At 47.3% G+C, this 17,293-nt stretch carries 12 protein-coding genes; 5 read left to right on the top strand and 7 right to left on the bottom strand.

Annotated elements, in window-relative coordinates:
* Positions 1 to 132 precede the first annotated feature (132 nt).
* Entirely contained in the window at positions 133 to 1,161 is a 1,029-nt protein-coding gene (gene pyrC / locus EDI28_RS12565) for a dihydroorotase (protein ID WP_128784224.1), read from the top strand.
* A 109-nt stretch (positions 1,162 to 1,270) separates the two neighbouring features.
* On the opposite strand, the gene EDI28_RS12560 is transcribed toward pyrC, so the two are convergent.
* The 4 genes from EDI28_RS12560 to EDI28_RS12545 all read right to left on the bottom strand — a co-directional run bounded on the left by EDI28_RS12560 (position 1,271) and on the right by EDI28_RS12545 (position 8,319).
* The gene (locus EDI28_RS12560; RefSeq protein WP_128784223.1) at positions 1,271 to 4,342 is read right to left on the bottom strand and encodes an efflux RND transporter permease subunit; all 3,072 of its coding nucleotides are present in this window, start codon (positions 4,340 to 4,342) and stop codon (positions 1,271 to 1,273) included.
* Positions 4,342 to 5,430 (bottom strand): efflux RND transporter periplasmic adaptor subunit, encoded by a 1,089-nt coding sequence (locus tag EDI28_RS12555; protein WP_128784222.1) that lies wholly within the window; start codon positions 5,428 to 5,430, stop codon positions 4,342 to 4,344. The genes EDI28_RS12560 and EDI28_RS12555 overlap by 1 nt, the downstream gene beginning before the upstream one ends.
* A 1-nt stretch (position 5,431) precedes the next feature.
* Positions 5,432 to 6,466 (bottom strand): efflux RND transporter periplasmic adaptor subunit, encoded by a 1,035-nt coding sequence (locus EDI28_RS12550; protein WP_128784221.1) that lies wholly within the window; start codon positions 6,464 to 6,466, stop codon positions 5,432 to 5,434.
* A gap of 344 nt (positions 6,467 to 6,810) precedes the next feature.
* Positions 6,811 to 8,319, bottom strand: coding sequence for a fumarate hydratase (locus tag EDI28_RS12545; RefSeq protein WP_128784220.1), 1,509 nt, complete (start codon positions 8,317 to 8,319; stop codon positions 6,811 to 6,813).
* A gap of 299 nt (positions 8,320 to 8,618) precedes the next feature.
* On the opposite strand from EDI28_RS12545, the gene pabB reads away from it, so the two are divergent.
* The 4 genes from pabB to EDI28_RS12525 all read left to right on the top strand — a co-directional run bounded on the left by pabB (position 8,619) and on the right by EDI28_RS12525 (position 13,697).
* A complete protein-coding gene (gene pabB, locus EDI28_RS12540) occupies positions 8,619 to 10,022 on the top strand; it encodes an aminodeoxychorismate synthase component I (protein ID WP_128784219.1) in 1,404 nt (467 codons plus the stop codon).
* 27 nt (positions 10,023 to 10,049) lie between these two features.
* Positions 10,050 to 10,649 carry a CoA pyrophosphatase gene (locus tag EDI28_RS12535; protein ID WP_128784218.1) on the top strand — a complete coding sequence of 200 codons (600 nt, stop codon included), beginning with the start codon at positions 10,050 to 10,052 and terminating at the stop codon, positions 10,647 to 10,649.
* A gap of 191 nt (positions 10,650 to 10,840) precedes the next feature.
* The gene (locus EDI28_RS12530; RefSeq protein ID WP_128784217.1) at positions 10,841 to 12,094 is read left to right on the top strand and encodes an aromatic amino acid transport family protein; all 1,254 of its coding nucleotides are present in this window, start codon (positions 10,841 to 10,843) and stop codon (positions 12,092 to 12,094) included.
* A gap of 241 nt (positions 12,095 to 12,335) precedes the next feature.
* Positions 12,336 to 13,697: an L-serine ammonia-lyase gene (locus EDI28_RS12525; RefSeq protein WP_128784216.1), complete on the top strand. Its 1,362-nt coding sequence runs from the start codon at positions 12,336 to 12,338 to the stop codon at positions 13,695 to 13,697.
* Positions 13,698 to 13,827: 130 nt separating this feature from the next.
* Here the strand turns inward: EDI28_RS12525 and EDI28_RS12520 are convergent, their stop codons facing one another.
* From EDI28_RS12520 to EDI28_RS12510, 3 genes are all read right to left on the bottom strand, one after another.
* Positions 13,828 to 14,790 carry an ADP-ribosylglycohydrolase family protein gene (locus tag EDI28_RS12520; RefSeq protein WP_128784215.1) on the bottom strand — a complete coding sequence of 321 codons (963 nt, stop codon included), beginning with the start codon at positions 14,788 to 14,790 and terminating at the stop codon, positions 13,828 to 13,830.
* Between the two features lie 150 nt (positions 14,791 to 14,940).
* The gene (locus tag EDI28_RS12515; RefSeq protein ID WP_075766510.1) at positions 14,941 to 15,531 is read right to left on the bottom strand and encodes an acetate uptake transporter; all 591 of its coding nucleotides are present in this window, start codon (positions 15,529 to 15,531) and stop codon (positions 14,941 to 14,943) included.
* 414 nt (positions 15,532 to 15,945) lie between these two features.
* A complete protein-coding gene (locus EDI28_RS12510) occupies positions 15,946 to 17,187 on the bottom strand; it encodes a hypothetical protein (RefSeq protein ID WP_128784214.1) in 1,242 nt (413 codons plus the stop codon).
* Between the last annotated feature and the right edge of the window lie 106 nt (positions 17,188 to 17,293).

Below are 17,293 nucleotides of genomic sequence, written 5' to 3'. Positions count from 1 at the left end.
CGGCTATTATAACCAGGCCACTGCAAACGATTGCGTTTTAAATCATCAGTTAGTTACTTTGTTTAATCATTGCGCTTTACTTAAGGTGGGTATGCTTTTAGAATCGGGCAAAATTTTGGGAGGGAAGCAATTATGACGACAATTACGATTACACGTCCTGATGACTGGCACACGCACCTACGTGATGGCGAGGTATTAAAAGATACTGTTCGCGACATCAGTCAGTATATGGGACGGGCAATTATTATGCCGAATCTGGTTCCACCGGTTACCGATACTGACGCAGCATTAGCCTACCGCGATCGTATTCTTGCCGAAAAGCCCCAAGGCAATTTCTCCCCTCTAATGACTCTCTACCTCACCGACAATACATCTCCTGAAGAAATTCGAAAAGCAAAAGCAACTGGCCACATCTATGCAGCAAAACTCTATCCGGCTGGCGCAACAACAAACTCTGATTCAGGTGTAACCTCAATCAATGAGCTACTGCCTACGCTTCAGACAATGGAAGAAGTCGGAATGCCTTTGCTGATCCATGGTGAAGTAACAACGCACGATGTCGATATCTTCGACCGCGAGAAAGCGTTCCTTGATACCGTACTGGGCCCAATTGTCGAGCAGATGCCAAACCTGAAAATTGTGGTCGAGCATATCACAACAAAAGACGCGGTTGAGTTTGTTAACAATACCGGGCCAAACGTGGGAGCGACTATCACCGCTCACCATCTAATGTTCAACCGCAACCACATGCTGGTCGGCGGGATCCGCCCACACTTCTACTGCCTGCCTATTCTGAAGCGCAACATTCACCAGCAGGCGTTGGTTGAAGCTGCCACCAGCGGAAGTCCCAAGTTCTTCCTCGGTACTGACTCTGCCCCGCATGCCCAGGGACGTAAGGAGTCGGCATGTGGTTGTGCAGGCTCTTACACCGCCCACGCTGCCATTGAGCTCTACGCAGAAGTTTTCGAACAAGCCGGTGCACTGGAAAAACTTGAAGCCTTTGCCAGCTTCAATGGCCCTGACTTCTATGACCTGCCGCGCAATAACGACACCATTACACTGGTGAAAGAAAGCTGGACAGTGCCGGAAACCATGGCCTTTGGCGGTGATGTTGTGGTGCCTATTCGTGCCGGAGAAGAGATGAGCTGGAAAGTCGCCTAAGATAATAATGCCGACCAAGGCATCATATAGAACTGTCTAATCGTAAAAAGGGCTCCCGAGGGAGCCCTTTACTTATCTAGCCAATAGTCTCTGACAAATAGTATGACACCTAAGAAGATGTCTGCGGGATCGTCAAGTGATGGAACATCCGGTACAGAACCGGTACCACAATCAGTGTCAGCACCGTCGCAAACCCCAATCCGAACATAATTGTTACCGCCATCGGCTTGAAGAATACATCAGGCAACAGCGGGATCATCCCAAGTACCGTGGTAATTGCTGCCATACAAACAGGACGGACACGACTCACTGCCGCATCAACCACTGCCTGGTATTTTTCCTTACCACTACTGATTTCTATCTCTATCTGGTCAAGTAGTACAATACCGTTTTTAACCAGCATGCCCGACAGGCTCAAAAAGCCTAGCAACGCCATAAAACCAAACGGCGTATTCAGCAGCAGTAATCCTGTCGTTACACCGATAATCGCAAGCGGTACTGTTGCCCATACGATCACTGCTTCTTTCACTTTATTGAACAAGAAGATAGTAATCAGGAACATAAACAGGTAGCCCATCGGCATCGTCTGGAACAACGAAGCCTTTGCATCGGCTGATGATTCATATTCACCACCCCACTCCAATGAATAACCCGGAGGGAAATCCAACGCTTCAATTTTGGACTGAATACGACCTTGCAAGGTTGCCGCGGTTTCGTCGCCCAGAGGATCGGGATCGGCCATGATAGTCAGCATTCGCTTACGGTTCTTGCGCACGACCAACGGATCTTCCCACCTTACATTCACGCCAAGCATGACTTGCTGCAGAGGAACATACCCCTGGATTGCCGGGCTCCAGATCTTCATACCTTCAATAGTACTTACATCAACCCGCTCTTCATCAGGCAAACGCGCGACTATCGGCATCAAGTTGGTACCATCACGATAGATCCCGACAGACAAACCAGAAAACGCCATTTGCAGTAAATCATCGACATCGGATTTAGTGATCCCGTAACGACGGGCCTGACTTTCATTGAAAATAGGCTCCAGAACCTTGGTCCTTTCACGCCAGTCATGGCGAACATTAAAGGCTCCGGGATCCGCCCGCATAATGTCCAGAGTCTGCTGGGCAAGTCCACGGAGAACGGTTGGATCAGGCCCCACCAAACGGGCTTCAATTTTCGAACCGGAAGATGGACCGAGCTCAATACGTTTTAGCTTGTATTCGATGTCAGGATGCTTGGCATCAAGTTCAGCGCTAACTTTCCGCAGCATCGGCATCACGTCGTTATAACTATCAAGACGAATAATCAATTCACCATATGCCGAATAGCTCTTTTCAGGCGAATAGGTCAGCATGAAACGCTGCGAACCTTTACCGGCACTGGATGAGACGTGGCTGACATGATCTTGCTGACTGGCCCAGCTTTCTAGCTCATGTAATTTATCATTGGTTGAACGGATATCTGTCCCTTCCGGCATCCACACATCAACCATGAACATCGGTGTCGTCGACGACGGGAAGAACGACTGTTTCAGCTGGGTAAAGCCATACAAACTAGCTCCAAGCATCACAATCAATACGATTACCGTTGTCCAGGCATTTCTCATGCAGGCTTCCAGCGATTTCCGGTACACCACGAAAACAACCCCTTTGTACGGATCGTCAGCTTCGCCGTCGGCACTGCCCTTAACACTTTTGAAAAACATATCCGCAAAAAACGGGGTCAGCGAAATGGCTGTAAACCAACTCAGCATCAAAGAGATCAACAGAACACTAAACAACGTGGCACAATATTCACCCGTCGAATCTTGTGACAACCCGATTGGTGCGAACGCCGTAACCGCAATAACAGTTGCACCCAATAGAGGCCACTTGGTCTGCGTCACGATGTCCGATGCCGCCTGCACCCTCGTTCGTCCTTTTTGTATCCCTATCAGCACACCTTCAACGACCACAATGGCATTATCGACCAGCATTCCGAGGGCAATAACCAAGGCCCCGAGTGAAATTCGCTGCAAGTCGATCGCCATCCAACTCATAAAGACGAACGTTCCCAACACGGTTAACAGCAAAATCAAACCGATCAAAATGCCCGAACGCAGCCCCATAAAGAACAGCAGCACGACTATAACAATCGCCACAGCCTGACCCAGGCTAACAATGAACCCCTTGACGGATTTATCCACTTCATCGGGCTGGCTATACACCACCCCAATATCAATACCGACGGGCTGTTGCTCTTTGAGTTCATCTAAGCGACGGTAAACTCCTTTACCAATCTCCACCACGTTAACGCCGGAGACAAACGAGACCCCAACATTCAACGCCACTTTTCCGTTATAGCTAACTAGGTTATCAGGCACCTCTTTAAAACCGCGCTTGATCTCGGCAACATCACGTAAGTAAATCAACCCCTCTGCACCGCTTTCGGTAATAATTAAATCACCGAGGGCATCAACATCGGTAAACTCTCCTGTTGGATGGACGCGAATATATTCAGTACCAATTTTGACCGCACCGGCACTCGATACTAAGTTTTGCGTTGCCAGTGTGTTGTAGATAGTCTGCGGCGAAATACCTAAGCTACTTAGACGCTGCATAGATATTTCGATAAACACCTGCTCTTGCTGCGTGCCCGTCACTGAAACTTTCCCGACCCCGTTGACAAGCTCGACTTCACGCCGCAAATAATCAACATAGTCATTCAGTTCTTTATACGAATAACCATCCCCTGTAATTGCCAATAAAATACCGTAGACGTCACCAAAGTCATCGATCACCGACGGGTCAGCGACACCTGGAGGCAGATTTGGTCTAAGATCATTAACCTTACGCCGCAATTCATCCCAGATCTGAGGTAGGTCATCAGGTCCATAGTTGTTTTTCATTGTCACCGTGATCTGTGAAAGACCACGGCTGGAAATGGAGTTAACTTCATCAACATAAGTTAGCTGCTGGATAGCCTTCTCTATCGGATAGGTCACTTCTTCCTCGACCTGAAGCGGCGTCGCCCCTGGGTAGGCCGTAACAACCATGGCATCCTTGATGGTAAAAGCCGGGTCTTCCAAGCGTCCCAGACCAAAAAAGGCCATGGTGCCGCCGATCAGGAAGATCAGTGACACCATCCAACTAATCACTTTATTTTTAATGAAATAGGCTGCGATATCTTGTTTCATTATTGTTCAGCCTCCTTGGCAATTACTTTCACCTGCTGACCTTCACGCAAGCGGTTTCCCCCGGCAACAACGATGATTTCCCCTTCATCGAGGCCGGCCAACAAGCGGACCCCCTCAGGGACGACTTTGTTTGTCGCCACACGACGCTTGGTCACCGTTTTGTTATCGTTCACAACCCAAACAAATTTTTCGGTTCGTGACAAATCATCACCATCTTCGTTGAAAATGGCCTCCAACGGGATCACTGGCTCACCTTTCTTATAGATCTTCAGTTTTTGCGCATCTGCTCGTACTTCGACAGCCATACCATCAAGAATAAAGCGCCCCTTAGGCATCGGCATCGTTAAGGTTACCAGGAATGAACCGGATTCAGGCTCAGGCTCGGTGGTAAATTCTTTTAGCAAAGCCTTATACTCGGTACCATCAGACATAACGACGCGCGCACCAGGCTGAGACTTTTCGATATCGACCGCAGAGCTTCGGGAATAAATAAGATCCGGCGCCTGGATCAGAATATCCACCATCTTAGTACTGTGAATATTCATCACTTGCTGGCCTACTTGCACATTCTCGAACTGCTCGATCGGCACCCGAGAGATCACCCCGTCGAAAGGGGCTGTCAGCTTGGTAAACGTAAGGTTCAGCTTGGCAAGCTTCAGCCTTGCCTGAGCGATCTTGCGCTGCGCCCTCAACTCATCAAACTGTGACTGGGCAAGGAAACCTTTGTCCACCAGCTTGGCAGAGCGACGGTACTGACTGTCGGCAACATTGTATTTTGCCTGAGCGTCATCAACTTCCAGCTGATAGTCTGTCGGATCCAGCTCAGCAAGCAGCTGGCCCTTCTTTACAAAGTCGCTTGGACCTACGGCTATGCGGGTCACCTCACCCTGAATTCGAAAAGACAGACTCGACTTGTCTGCCGCTGCAGCCACAGCAGGAAAAGTAAGCTGTGGAGCGGCTTCTGCCAAAGCAACAACATCGACACTGACGGGCTGAACAACCTGTCTTTCTTCAACTGCTGGTTTTTCACAACCTTGCAAGATAGATACCGCGGCCAGCACCAAAGTGATAAAGGATAGCTTTTTCATATTACAGTCCTCGCTCCTTAACCCAGGCGCGTACTTTCTGGCCTTCCTGTAATTCACCAATACCGGAAATCGCAATTTGATCGCCATCATTCAACCCTGACACCACTCGCCCTTTATCATCGAGCTCAACTTGAGTTTTACGGGCAATACCGGCTTCGTCGATGTGCCAAACATAATTTGCATTACCCTCTCGCATGATCGCACGCTTGGCAATCGCTCCTGAGTTTCCTTTTGGAATCGCAATTTTCACCAAGCCGGCCATACCAGGAAGAATATTCTTACCCTCAGGACGCTCCATAAACAACGTCACTTTAAAGCTCGACGTTGTCGCATCCGCTTCGGTATCTATTTCTTTAAACTCCGCAGGATAGACTTCTCCCGGGATCGTATCGAATATGACGCTTGCCTGGGTTTCAGACTTACCCTGATAGCGGGCCAATAGATGTTCGGGTAACTGGAAGGTGACATTGATGAGTCCTGCACTTTGAATATGCATAACAGGCTCTTTCGCCATTATATATTCATAGTTTTCAATCAATGACAGAGAAAGCGTCCCATCATAGGGAGCAACCAAAGTGGCATAGCCCAGGTTGGATTTTTGCTTACTCAAGGCGGCCTGAGCTTGATTTAATGCCGCCTTCGACGTGTCATAATCTAACTCAGAAACCACGTTGGTCTTTCTAAGTTCTTCATCTCGCTTGAACTGAACATAAGCCAACTCATAGTTCGCCTGCGCCTGTTCAACCAACAGCGTAAGTTCGTCCGGGTTAAGGCTAGCCAGTTTTTGCCCACGCTTAACATTCGCCCCAGTATTTACATCCAACGAGATGATTTGCCCGGATACCCTAAATGCCAAAACGGCTTTATCTCCGGCTTCAACAATCGCAGGAAATGTCCGGAACGTTTCATTATCACCCACGGATACCGCTTGTAATTTAACCGGTCTTGACTCCGGTTCAGGTATCTCAACCTTTTTTTCACCGCACCCTGACAATAGCAAGCCAGCAATAACGGTCGCTAATAGTACGCGCCCCATACAACCTCTCTAATATTATTATTGTCTGCTTTCGTTTTTCTTCTGGTGTTAAGCGCAAGAACATCGAGCAACCAAAACTCATTCACAACGAAAAGCCTTTGACCGCAAGTTAACAGTGTAGCCAATAAAACAACACAGAAACCCAACAAACCACGAAAAAGAAGAAAAAACAAATCATTAAGCCTAACCGACGGACAATATCAAGCCTTCAAGCCATTCACTATCCACCGCAGTTATATTTCAGAGAAAATCAGAATTCAGGGGGAAATCAGAAATGATAAAATATCAAAAGAAATAAAAAAGGAGCCCCCAAAGGCTCCTTTGATTAATAGTTAAGCGAAATATCAGGCATCCATTTCGGCAATATTAACTTTCCACGTATCAGGTCCCGTTTGATGGGCATTGGTCCCTTCTGCATCAACAGCAACGGTTACAGGCATATCTTCGACTTCAAACTCGTAGATAGCCTCCATGCCTAGATCTTCAAAAGCCACGACGCGTGCTTTCTTGATTGCTTTGGCAACAAGGTACGCAGCACCACCAACAGCCATCAGGTAAACGGCTTTATGCTCTTTGATTGACTCAATAGCAGCCGGACCACGTTCAGCTTTACCGATCATACCGGTAAGCCCAGCCTGGCCAAGCATCATGTCGGTAAACTTATCCATACGGGTTGACGTTGTTGGGCCAGCAGGACCAACAACTTCGTCACCAACAGCATCGACAGGACCAACGTAATAAATGAAGCGGTTATTGAAATCAACCGGGAAACCTTCACCTTTTGCCAGCATATCCTGAATACGCTTATGAGCAGCATCTCGACCTGTCAGGATTTTACCTGAAAGCAATACTGTCTCGCCGGACTTCCATTCTTGGACATCATCTTTGGTGACTTCATCAATGTTGACCCGTCGAACGTTCTCGCCCACCTCCCAAGTCACCTCCGGCCAATCTTCCAGCTTCGGCGGCGTTAGATCTGCCGGACCGGAGCCATCCAGCTTAAAGTGAACATGTCGGGTCGCCGCACAGTTCGGGATCATACATACAGGTTTAGATGCCGCGTGGGTTGGCGCCGTTTTGATTTTCACGTCGACAACGGTTGTCAGGCCACCTAGGCCCTGAGCACCGATACCCAATTTATTGACGCGATTATAGATATCGAGGCGAAGCTCTTCTTCGGTATTTTGGGCGCCGCGCTCCTGAAGTTCGTGGATATCAACAGATTCCATTAATGATTCTTTTGCCAGAACCGCCGCTTTCTCAGCCGTCCCACCAATACCAATACCGAGCATACCCGGCGGACACCATCCCGCGCCCATCAACGGTACTGTTTTCTCAACCCACTCGGCAACATCGTCCGATGGGTTCAGCATCACCATCTTGGTCTTGTTCTCTGAGCCACCACCTTTGGCTGCTATCTGGATTTCAACTTTGTCGCCAGGTACCATATCAATATGTACGACAGCTGGCGCATTATCCTTGGTGTTTTTACGGCTTCCGGCAGGATCCGCAACGACAGAGGCTCGTAGCGGGTTATCCGGATTGGTGTAGGCCTGGCGAACACCTTCGTCAATCATTTCCTGCACAGTCAGATCACTTTCCCACTGTACATTCATGCCAATTTTGACAAAACAGGTAACGATACCGGTATCCTGACAGATTGGACGGTGCCCTTCTGCCGACATGCGCGAATTGATCAGGATCTGAGCAATGGCATCTTTCGCAGCCTGACTTTGTTCTTTGTTATAAGCTTTTTCCAAAGCCTGAACAAAATCCAGCGGGTGGTAGTAGGAAATGTATTGTAGTGCGTCCGCCACACTATCAACCACATCTTGTTTACGAATGACGGTCATAATTGCCCTCGTTAATTATTATCATTCCATGGCGCCCGACTTTCTTTGCCGTTACGGCAGGCTTCCAGTATAGGGTGCGATTAGCATTGTTCATCCCCTGCATATAGGGAGTACAGGAAACAATGCCACCACACGCCATGATCCTCATGGCAGTGTCCTTTATGAGCTATTCATGCCGAATCGGTAAAAATAAAACACAAAGGATCGTCCTTGGGCGTCGTATTAAATTCTGCGTTTATGATACTCTTGCCAACAATTTCGCGCCATGCGCCAATCGAATACCTGTCACAAAAAAGAAAATGATTTGTAAATCACATCCTCTACTAAACATTGAACAACTCGATTACGTCCAGCAAGCGACTCTCTCGTGGTTTGAACCTTTAGCATGTCAGCCGTGGGCTATGATATTACGCTCGGCTGCCCAGGGCCATCCTGATAATCGCTTTGATATTTTAGTTGCCGATCCTTTAGCCACTTTGGAAACACATGGTGAAATAACTCGTATTAAGTATTCAAATGGCGATGAAAAAACCAGCAACGCGGATCCTTTCAAGCTTGTGGAAGATGTGCAAGCCTCGCTATTACCTTCGCTTAACCCTATGACGGATGTACCATTTCTTGGCGGTGCTCTTGGCTATTTCGCCTACGATCTTGGAAGAAGAGTGGAAAATATCCATACGATTGCCAAGCATGATATTCATGCCGCGGACATGGCTGTCGGCATTTATGACTGGGCATTAATCGCCGATCACCATACCCAAGAGCTATTTCTTATCTCCCCCAAAGGCAGCAAACGCCTTGAATGGCTCAAAAAGCAACAAAGTGCATTCAAACTGCAACACGACAAAGCTGACAATCAACAAAATAGATCATTTAACTTAACAAACCAATGGGCTGCTAACATGACCAAAGCAGCCTATTGCAAAAAATTTGACCGTGTACAGAACTACCTGCTGTCAGGGGACTGCTACCAAATCAACCTGGCTCAGCGTTTTCAGGCTAATTACCAAGGTGACGAGTGGCAGGCATATCTTCGTCTTGAGCACACCAATGGCACTCCGTTCTCCGGCTTTATCCGCACCCCTGAAGGTACGGTGCTGTCGGTTTCGCCAGAACGTTTCCTTCAACACAACCAAGGATATGTCGAAACCAAGCCAATCAAAGGCACCCGACCTCGGTCTGCGAATAAACAGCAAGATAACGACAATGCCAGTGAACTGCGCCAAGCCAGCAAAGATCGCTCTGAAAACTTGATGATTGTCGATTTGCTGCGCAATGATATTGGTCGAGTTGCCAAACCTGGGTCTGTCAAAGTACCAAAGCTATTTGATATCGAAAGTTTTCCGGCCGTCCATCACTTGGTCAGCACAGTTACCGGCGAGCTCGCCCCCTCCTACTCTTCTCTGGATCTACTGCGGGTCTGTTTTCCCGGAGGTTCAATCACCGGAGCACCAAAAATTCGGGCCATGCAGATCATTGAAGAGCTTGAGCCGCACCGTCGCAGCGTGTACTGCGGTAGCATCGGCTACATTAGCCGCTGTGGCCGAATGGATACCAGTATCACCATCAGAACCCTTATTTCTCAACAAAATACACTGTATGCATGGGCTGGCGGAGGGGTCGTTGCCGACAGTGACGCGGACAGTGAATATCAAGAAACACTGGACAAACTGAGTAAAATTCTGCCAATCTTACAAAAATAGATTGTTATCTATAACCACGGACGGTTTATGAACTATCAGCAACAATTGCTAGCGCGTTTTCTGCTAGCACCACAGACAAGCTACGACCAGAGCCATTCGGCTCGGGTTAGGCAGCATGTGTCTGCGTCCGGCTCCTTTAAACGAGCTGCGGTTATGATCCCCCTTGTACCACGCCAAAATACCTTCAACGTTATACTTACACGCCGTGCAAGCCACTTGAAGCACCACCCTGGGCAGATCGCTTTTCCGGGTGGTGGATACGAATCTGAAGATGCTGATTTAATTGAAACGGCTATTCGAGAGACCAAAGAGGAAACTGGGATTTTATGCAACAGAAGGCGCATTCTTGGCCAGCTTCCCTCGCTACCTACAATCAGCGGTTATATCGTCACTCCGTACTTATCGGTTATATCCCCTAACTACAGGCCAGATCTGGATCCAAACGAGGTTGATGTCTTGTTTGAAGTCCCTATTCAGCACCTATTAAACCCAGTGAATATGCGCACTGAAAAGTTCACTATTGACGGCATAAAACACAATATTTATGCAATTCCATACGGTGATTATTCTATTTGGGGGGCTACTGCCCAGATGATTAGATTGTTATCAAAACAGCTCTGGTATTAAAAACACCCCTTCTAACACGTCATTTTCCCTAACCTACCCGCAACATCCCATGTGACCAAGATCACTTTTAATTGTATTGCAATTCGCACCGGTTACATAACGGGATCTCGATCAAAGTTTTCCTCCCATAAATCCTCAAAATGCGCGCCGTTCCTAATTTCCGTTCCGTAATTTAACTTAGGTATATAACCATGCATACCACTTCCAACACAGCAGTAGCTTCAACGGCTAAAGCAAAATGGACGTATAAAGATTTTACTTGGGCCCTTTCACTATTCGGTACCGCTGTAGGTGCCGGTGTACTTTTCCTTCCGATTAAAGCAGGCGCTGGCGGTTTCTGGCCACTAGTTATCCTTGCTCTTATTGCTGCACCAATGACTTGGTTTGCACACAAGAGCTTGGCTCGTTTTGTTCTTTCAGCTAAAAACCCTGAAGCTGACATCACCGATACTGTTGAAGAACATTTTGGTAAAGCTGGCGCAAACATCATCACTTTCGCATACTTCTTCGCCATCTACCCAATCGTTCTAATCTACGGCGTTGGTATTACCAACACGGTTGATTCATTCATGGTTAACCAGATGGGCATGGAATCTATTCCACGCTGGCTTCTGTCTGGTGGTCTTATCCTGGCGATGACCGCGGGTGTTGTATTTGGTAAAGAGCTGATGCTTAAAGCAACGTCGGCAATGGTTTACCCTCTGGTATTTGTCCTGTTGGCACTATCTGTATACCTTATCCCTGAGTGGAATACGTCAATGGTATCGGTTAGCCCAGACTGGAGCGCAATGCCTACTATCATCTGGCTAGCAATTCCAATCATTGTATTCTCTTTCAACCACAGCCCAATCATCAGCCAGTTCTCTAAAGAGCAACGCCGCGTATACGGTGAAGATGCAGCGAAGAAAACTGACATGATCACTGGTGGCGCAGCAATGATGCTGATGGGCTTCGTGATGTTCTTCGTATTCTCTGTTGTACTGTCTATGTCTCCGGAGCAGCTAGCTACAGCAAAAGCACAAAACATCAGTGTTCTGTCTTACTTGGCTAACATCCACGAATCAGCGCTAATTTCCCTGCTTGGTCCACTAGTTGCTTTCGCTGCTATCACATCAAGCTACTTTGGTCACTTCCTGGGTGCACACGAAGGTCTTGTTGGTCTGGGTAAGTCTCGTTCTGATATGCCTGTTAAGAAGATTGAGAAAATCTCTCTTGGCTTCATCGTGATTACTACTTGGATCGTTGCAGTTATCAACCCAAGTATCCTAGGTATGATTGAGACAATGGGTGCACCGATGATCGCTGCAATCCTGTTCCTGATGCCAGTATTCGCGATGTACAAAGTACCAGCAATGGCTAAGTACAAAACATCGGCACCAGTACAGATTTTCACCGCTATCTGTGGTATCGCAGCGATTACTTCTGTAATCTACGGCGCATTCTAATAAAGCATCACTCCAGCAGTGATAAATATGGACTACCAACATATCTGTCTGAGAAAATGTGCCACAACGCATAGTCTTCTCAAGCAATTCGGGTAGAATATATGACACTTAAGAGCAGGAAGCGCGCGCCGACTGCTCTTTTGTTTTTCTAGTGATCTCGCCAAGGAAGGGGCGAGAATTATAATACTATGACAGTCTTGGGCGGAGGCAAGAGCGCTTCCTACCGACTGAGGTAATTCGCATGATCAGTGTTTTTGATATCTACAAAATTGGTGTGGGCCCTTCCAGTTCGCACACGGTTGGTCCAATGAAAGCAGGTAAAGAGTTCATCGACGACCTGCGCTCTATGGGCAAATTACGTGATGTAACCAAAATTACCGTTGACGTTTATGGTTCACTTTCTCTTACCGGTAAAGGTCACCACACAGATCTCGCTATCATTATGGGACTTGCGGGCAACAGCCCTGAACATGTTGATATCGATAGCATTCCAGGCTTCATTTCTCGTGTTGAAGAAACCGAGCGCCTTCCTGTTGGCATGCACTGCCACACTGTAGATTTCCCTCTTGACGGCGGTATGAACTTCCATACTACCAACCTTCCTTTGCACGAAAACGGCATGACCATCCACGCATGGATTGGTGACGAAGAGGCCTATACTAAGACTTATTATTCTATCGGCGGTGGTTTCATCGTTGATGAAGAAAACTTCGGCAAAGCACCAGAGACAACAGTTAAAGTTCCCTACATGTACACGATGGCGGCAGAGCTTGTTGACCAGTGTAAAGAAAACGGCCTATCTGTCAGCTCACTTGTTATGGCTAACGAGCATGCAATGAACGCCGAAGAAGAAATTAACACCTACTTCTCAAATATCTGGAAAACCATGCGTGAATGTATGGAACGCGGTATGAGCGAAGAAGGTATCCTTCCCGGTCCACTACGTGTACCACGCCGTGCCGCAGCACTGCGTCAGCAACTGATGACAACCGAAAAGCTAAGCAATGACCCAATGACCGTTGTTGACTGGGTTAACATGTACGCTTTCGCGGTAAACGAAGAAAATGCCGCTGGCGGCCGTGTCGTCACTGCACCAACCAATGGCGCCTGCGGTATCATTCCAGCAGTACTGGCTTACTACGATAAGTTCATCCAATCTGTTGGCCCGAAAGAATACACCCGTTACTTCGCGGCTTCTGGTGCAATAGGCGGTCTGTACAAGCGTAACGCATCTATCTCTGGTGCTGAAGTCGGCTGTCAGGGTGAAGTGGGTGTAGCCTGTTCAATGGCCGCAGCAGGCCTTGCTGAGCTGATGGGCGGAAGCCCTGAGCAAGTGTGCATGGCGGCAGAAATCGCAATGGAGCACAATCTTGGTCTGACATGTGACCCTGTTGCCGGCCAGGTACAGGTACCATGTATCGAGCGTAACGGTATCGCGGCAGTGAAAGCGATCAATGCTTGTCGTATGGCGCTACGTCGCGCGTCTGAACCTCGTGTTTCTCTGGATAAGGTTATCGAAACCATGCTAGAAACAGGTAAAGATATGAATGCGAAGTACCGTGAAACCTCTCAGGGCGGCTTGGCTATCAAGGTTATGTGCTAAGGCAGCTATGTGATTTGAGAGACGAGCTTCGAGAGAATGCTCTTCTCATTAAATGACCTGAAAGCTACCCAGTTGGGTAGCTTTTTTTGTTTCAAGCCTTTTTCTTTCTAGCCGTTCTCGATTCACTCCCCTAGCGGCTCGAAACCTTGAGTAGCGCCTCTATATCTTCCGCCAAAGCTTCCCCGCACTGTAGGGTTGTGACCCATGAGATCGGGATCCCTTTCTCGTTGCCAAAGCCGTAACAGGCTCCGGCCAATGCCCCGACCAAGATCCCGCGACCGCAAGTATCTCCGGATACCAATATATTATTGATAACTGCTTCAGTATAACTCTCACTATTTTGTAGTATCCACGCAGCCATAGGAAGACTATCAGCAAGATGGCATGCCTGGTTAACGAGTGCCAGCACATGGCCGAGATCATTAACACCTCCGCTAAGTAACCTTACCTGTTCTATTTTTTCGCGGATCGCTTCCGGTGATTTAACCTTAAGCACATTGAGCACCGGATCCATTCGCCTTGAGCGCAACGCCTCGTTGAGCGCACACGCAAATGCCTTAGAGCAGGCTACGGCTGTTTCGTTTTGGTGGGTAATGCCGACAATGCGCTCAATTTCCTGTTCAAGCCGCTCAGAGGACATCTTCAAAGAAACCAACGCCGGGATTGCACACAAAGCCGGGTTCTGATCGTCATCACACCCTGAATCCTCGGGCCAATCTTCAGGAGAAAGAGAAAACAAGGTGAGCAGCAGCGCTTTAGTCGGGCTATCTATGTAACCGATGAACTCCCCGCCCGGCCCAAAATACTCCAGAATATGCTGCTGGATTGAATGAGTCTCTGTATCAGCATGACCCAATAACCGGATGTAGAGCGCCAACCATTCACCGTAAGCCGTCAGTTCACCGACTGTTAACTTGTCGTGAGCATAATAGCCATCAACGCCTTCATAGTGCTTGGCATCTGGCTCGATAAAAGGAAAATGTGGCATATCCATCAGCTGCTTAATACGCTCGGGGGAGTAAATCCAATGCGTTCCCATGCTAGCAGCATCGGCAACCAATGCGCCCATTAACGCCGCGTAACGTTGCGCCATTGTCCCAGTCCTTCTGCTTAAAAAATACTACTCATAAGCTTATACCAATTTCACTCACGCAATGTCCTCCTTGCCTTCCTCGCTTCCGTATCCCAAATTACAGGCATAAAAAAACCTCGCCGAAGCGAGGTTCTTTTTAATTCGGTCAGATTAAGCAGCAGCTTTCAGGCTTGCTTTCTCTTTTTTAAGCTCGCCTACAGGCAAGATTGTACGGCCGTACTCATTGTTCAGTACCTGCGCCATCGCGAAGTAAATTGCACTTGCACCACAGATGATACCTTCGAAGCCAGCAATAGTACCAATTAGTTCACTGCCAGTGAAATCACGAGCAGCAAGCAGGAAGAACAGTACGGTCAGAGAACCAAATACAAACTGCTTAGCACGTGGGTAGCATAGAGAACCAATGAACATGAAGCCTGTGAACACGCCCCAAAGCAGTAGGTACCAACCCATAAAGCTTGCTGGGCTTGCTGGAAGACCCATGTATGGCATCACAATCAGACCAACCAGAGTCAACCAGAATAGACCGTAAGAAGTAAACGCTGTTGTACCGAATGTATCACCACGCTTAAAGCACATTGTGCCTACGATTACTTGGCTAATGCCACCATAGAAAATACCCATCGCCAGGATCATAGAATCAATTGGGAAAAAGCCCGCGTTGTGGATATTCAAAAGGATAGTGGTCATACCAAAACCCATAAGACCAAGAGGCGCTGGGTTAGCAAGTTTCGTAGACATTTAGTTCCCCTACAGGAGTAATTCAAAAAATGTGATAAAAATTAAAAAATGAGTGCATCTTTAATGCGCGGCGAATTCTAAAGGATGATGAGGGGCAAATCAATCCAATTTCAGGTCAATTTTTAATCAAAAGGAAAAAAAGTGGAATTATGCGCTAATTTTGTAAAGTTTCTTTATGATTTAATGCTCATATTATTGTTATTAATTGTTACCAACATCAAAGATCTCAAGTGACAATCGACACAAAACCAACACAAGCAATTGATTTAAATCGCAATAATCTATTAATTTAAATATCAGCACATGTTAGAAAGTCAAATTGATATAAAAAAAGCAGCCAGTGGCTGCTTCTTCATCCAAAACCTTATCTTAGCAATTTACTGTGCCTTGTTACTCATACATCACTCGAGAAAACTATTTATCTACCCATTCATCCTGGCTGGCTGTTCGTCCCGTCGGAAGCACTCCAGATACTTCCTGCTGCGGATAATTCAACTCATAATCCCCCTTGCCTGTAACAACCTGTCCCGCATTAAGACTCGCCTGTCCTTCCGCAAGATTCGCTAAACGGGCCTTGAGCTGCTCAATTTGTTTCTGCTGAATACCAACTAATGCCGTTAAAGAATCAACCTTCTCATCTTCACGTCCAGCCCCACTCATCTGGCGAGAAGAGGCATACAACCGGCGAGCATCTATCACCTCCCCCTTAATCTGCGCAGCTTGCTTCCGAAGTGGCTGATCCCTAAGATCGCTATCATTAAGTGCCAATGAAATCTGTAGCAGCTTTGCCTCAATGTCTAAGATAAAATTCTCATATTCATCTTTGCTTCGATCACGAAGCGCTTTTACTTCTTGCGCAATGTGCTGAGCATGTGCAAGCTCGAACTGAATTTCTGAGACCACCTGCTGTATTTCGGCAAACGCTCTTGGTGAACGCTCAATCAGCCCTTTTCCGCTCAGTATTTCGGCTTCAACCTTCGCATAGCTAATTGGAGCATAGTATCTGACATCTTCACGCCTCAGCTTTCGCAACGCATCTTCCTGGGGAGAAATATAGATCTTCTTTATCGCTCTTATTTCCAGGCTATGTGCACGCTCGAGAAATTCTTCCTGCTCTTCCCGAGCATCACTGAGTTCACTATTTTCCACCAAACGAAATAACTTGGCATAGAAGCGAATTAATCTGGCATATTCACTGCGATAATACTGGCGAGCATCAATTGAATTGAGATAGTCCAGTTGGGTTATTGCGGGGTTGAGCACATCATCCGCCACCCGTTTTAAATGTTCGAGTTCTTTAAGAGTCTTTTCCAACACAACCACCTCTTCGTAAAAACGATCGAGGTATGTGGACGACGAAAATAGCGAATAACTCTTCAATGCCATTTCCGGTGACTCATTAAATTCTTGGAAAATGGAATCGGCTTTTTGCCAGCTCGACATCATTAATGCATATTTCTCGGGCGAATATACTTTCAGATGCTCGGTACCCTCCAGCTTATTCAGCCAGATCTGGTGTGCTTTCAGGGCTCCCTGAAATAGATTTTCTGCTTGTATTTGAGATGAAACTCCTTCTTCACCCTCTGGCGTGCTCTGGCAGGCACTCAGTAAAGTAGCCAGGCAGACAATACAGGCCACTTTCCCCATTTGTTTCATATCTCATTCCGCTGTTAAAATTTGCAAAAAAACGATCTCTCAATCCGGACCTGAGCAAATAATCGATTCTGTATTTTTGACTCGGACGACGTCCTAAAGTTCTATC

The sequence above is a fragment of the Photobacterium chitinilyticum genome, from assembly GCF_004104355.1.
Taxonomy (GTDB): Bacteria; Pseudomonadota; Gammaproteobacteria; order Enterobacterales; family Vibrionaceae; genus Photobacterium; species Photobacterium chitinilyticum.
Note: the sequence above shows the minus strand (reverse complement) of the source record. Positions and strands in the feature narration are given on the sequence as shown.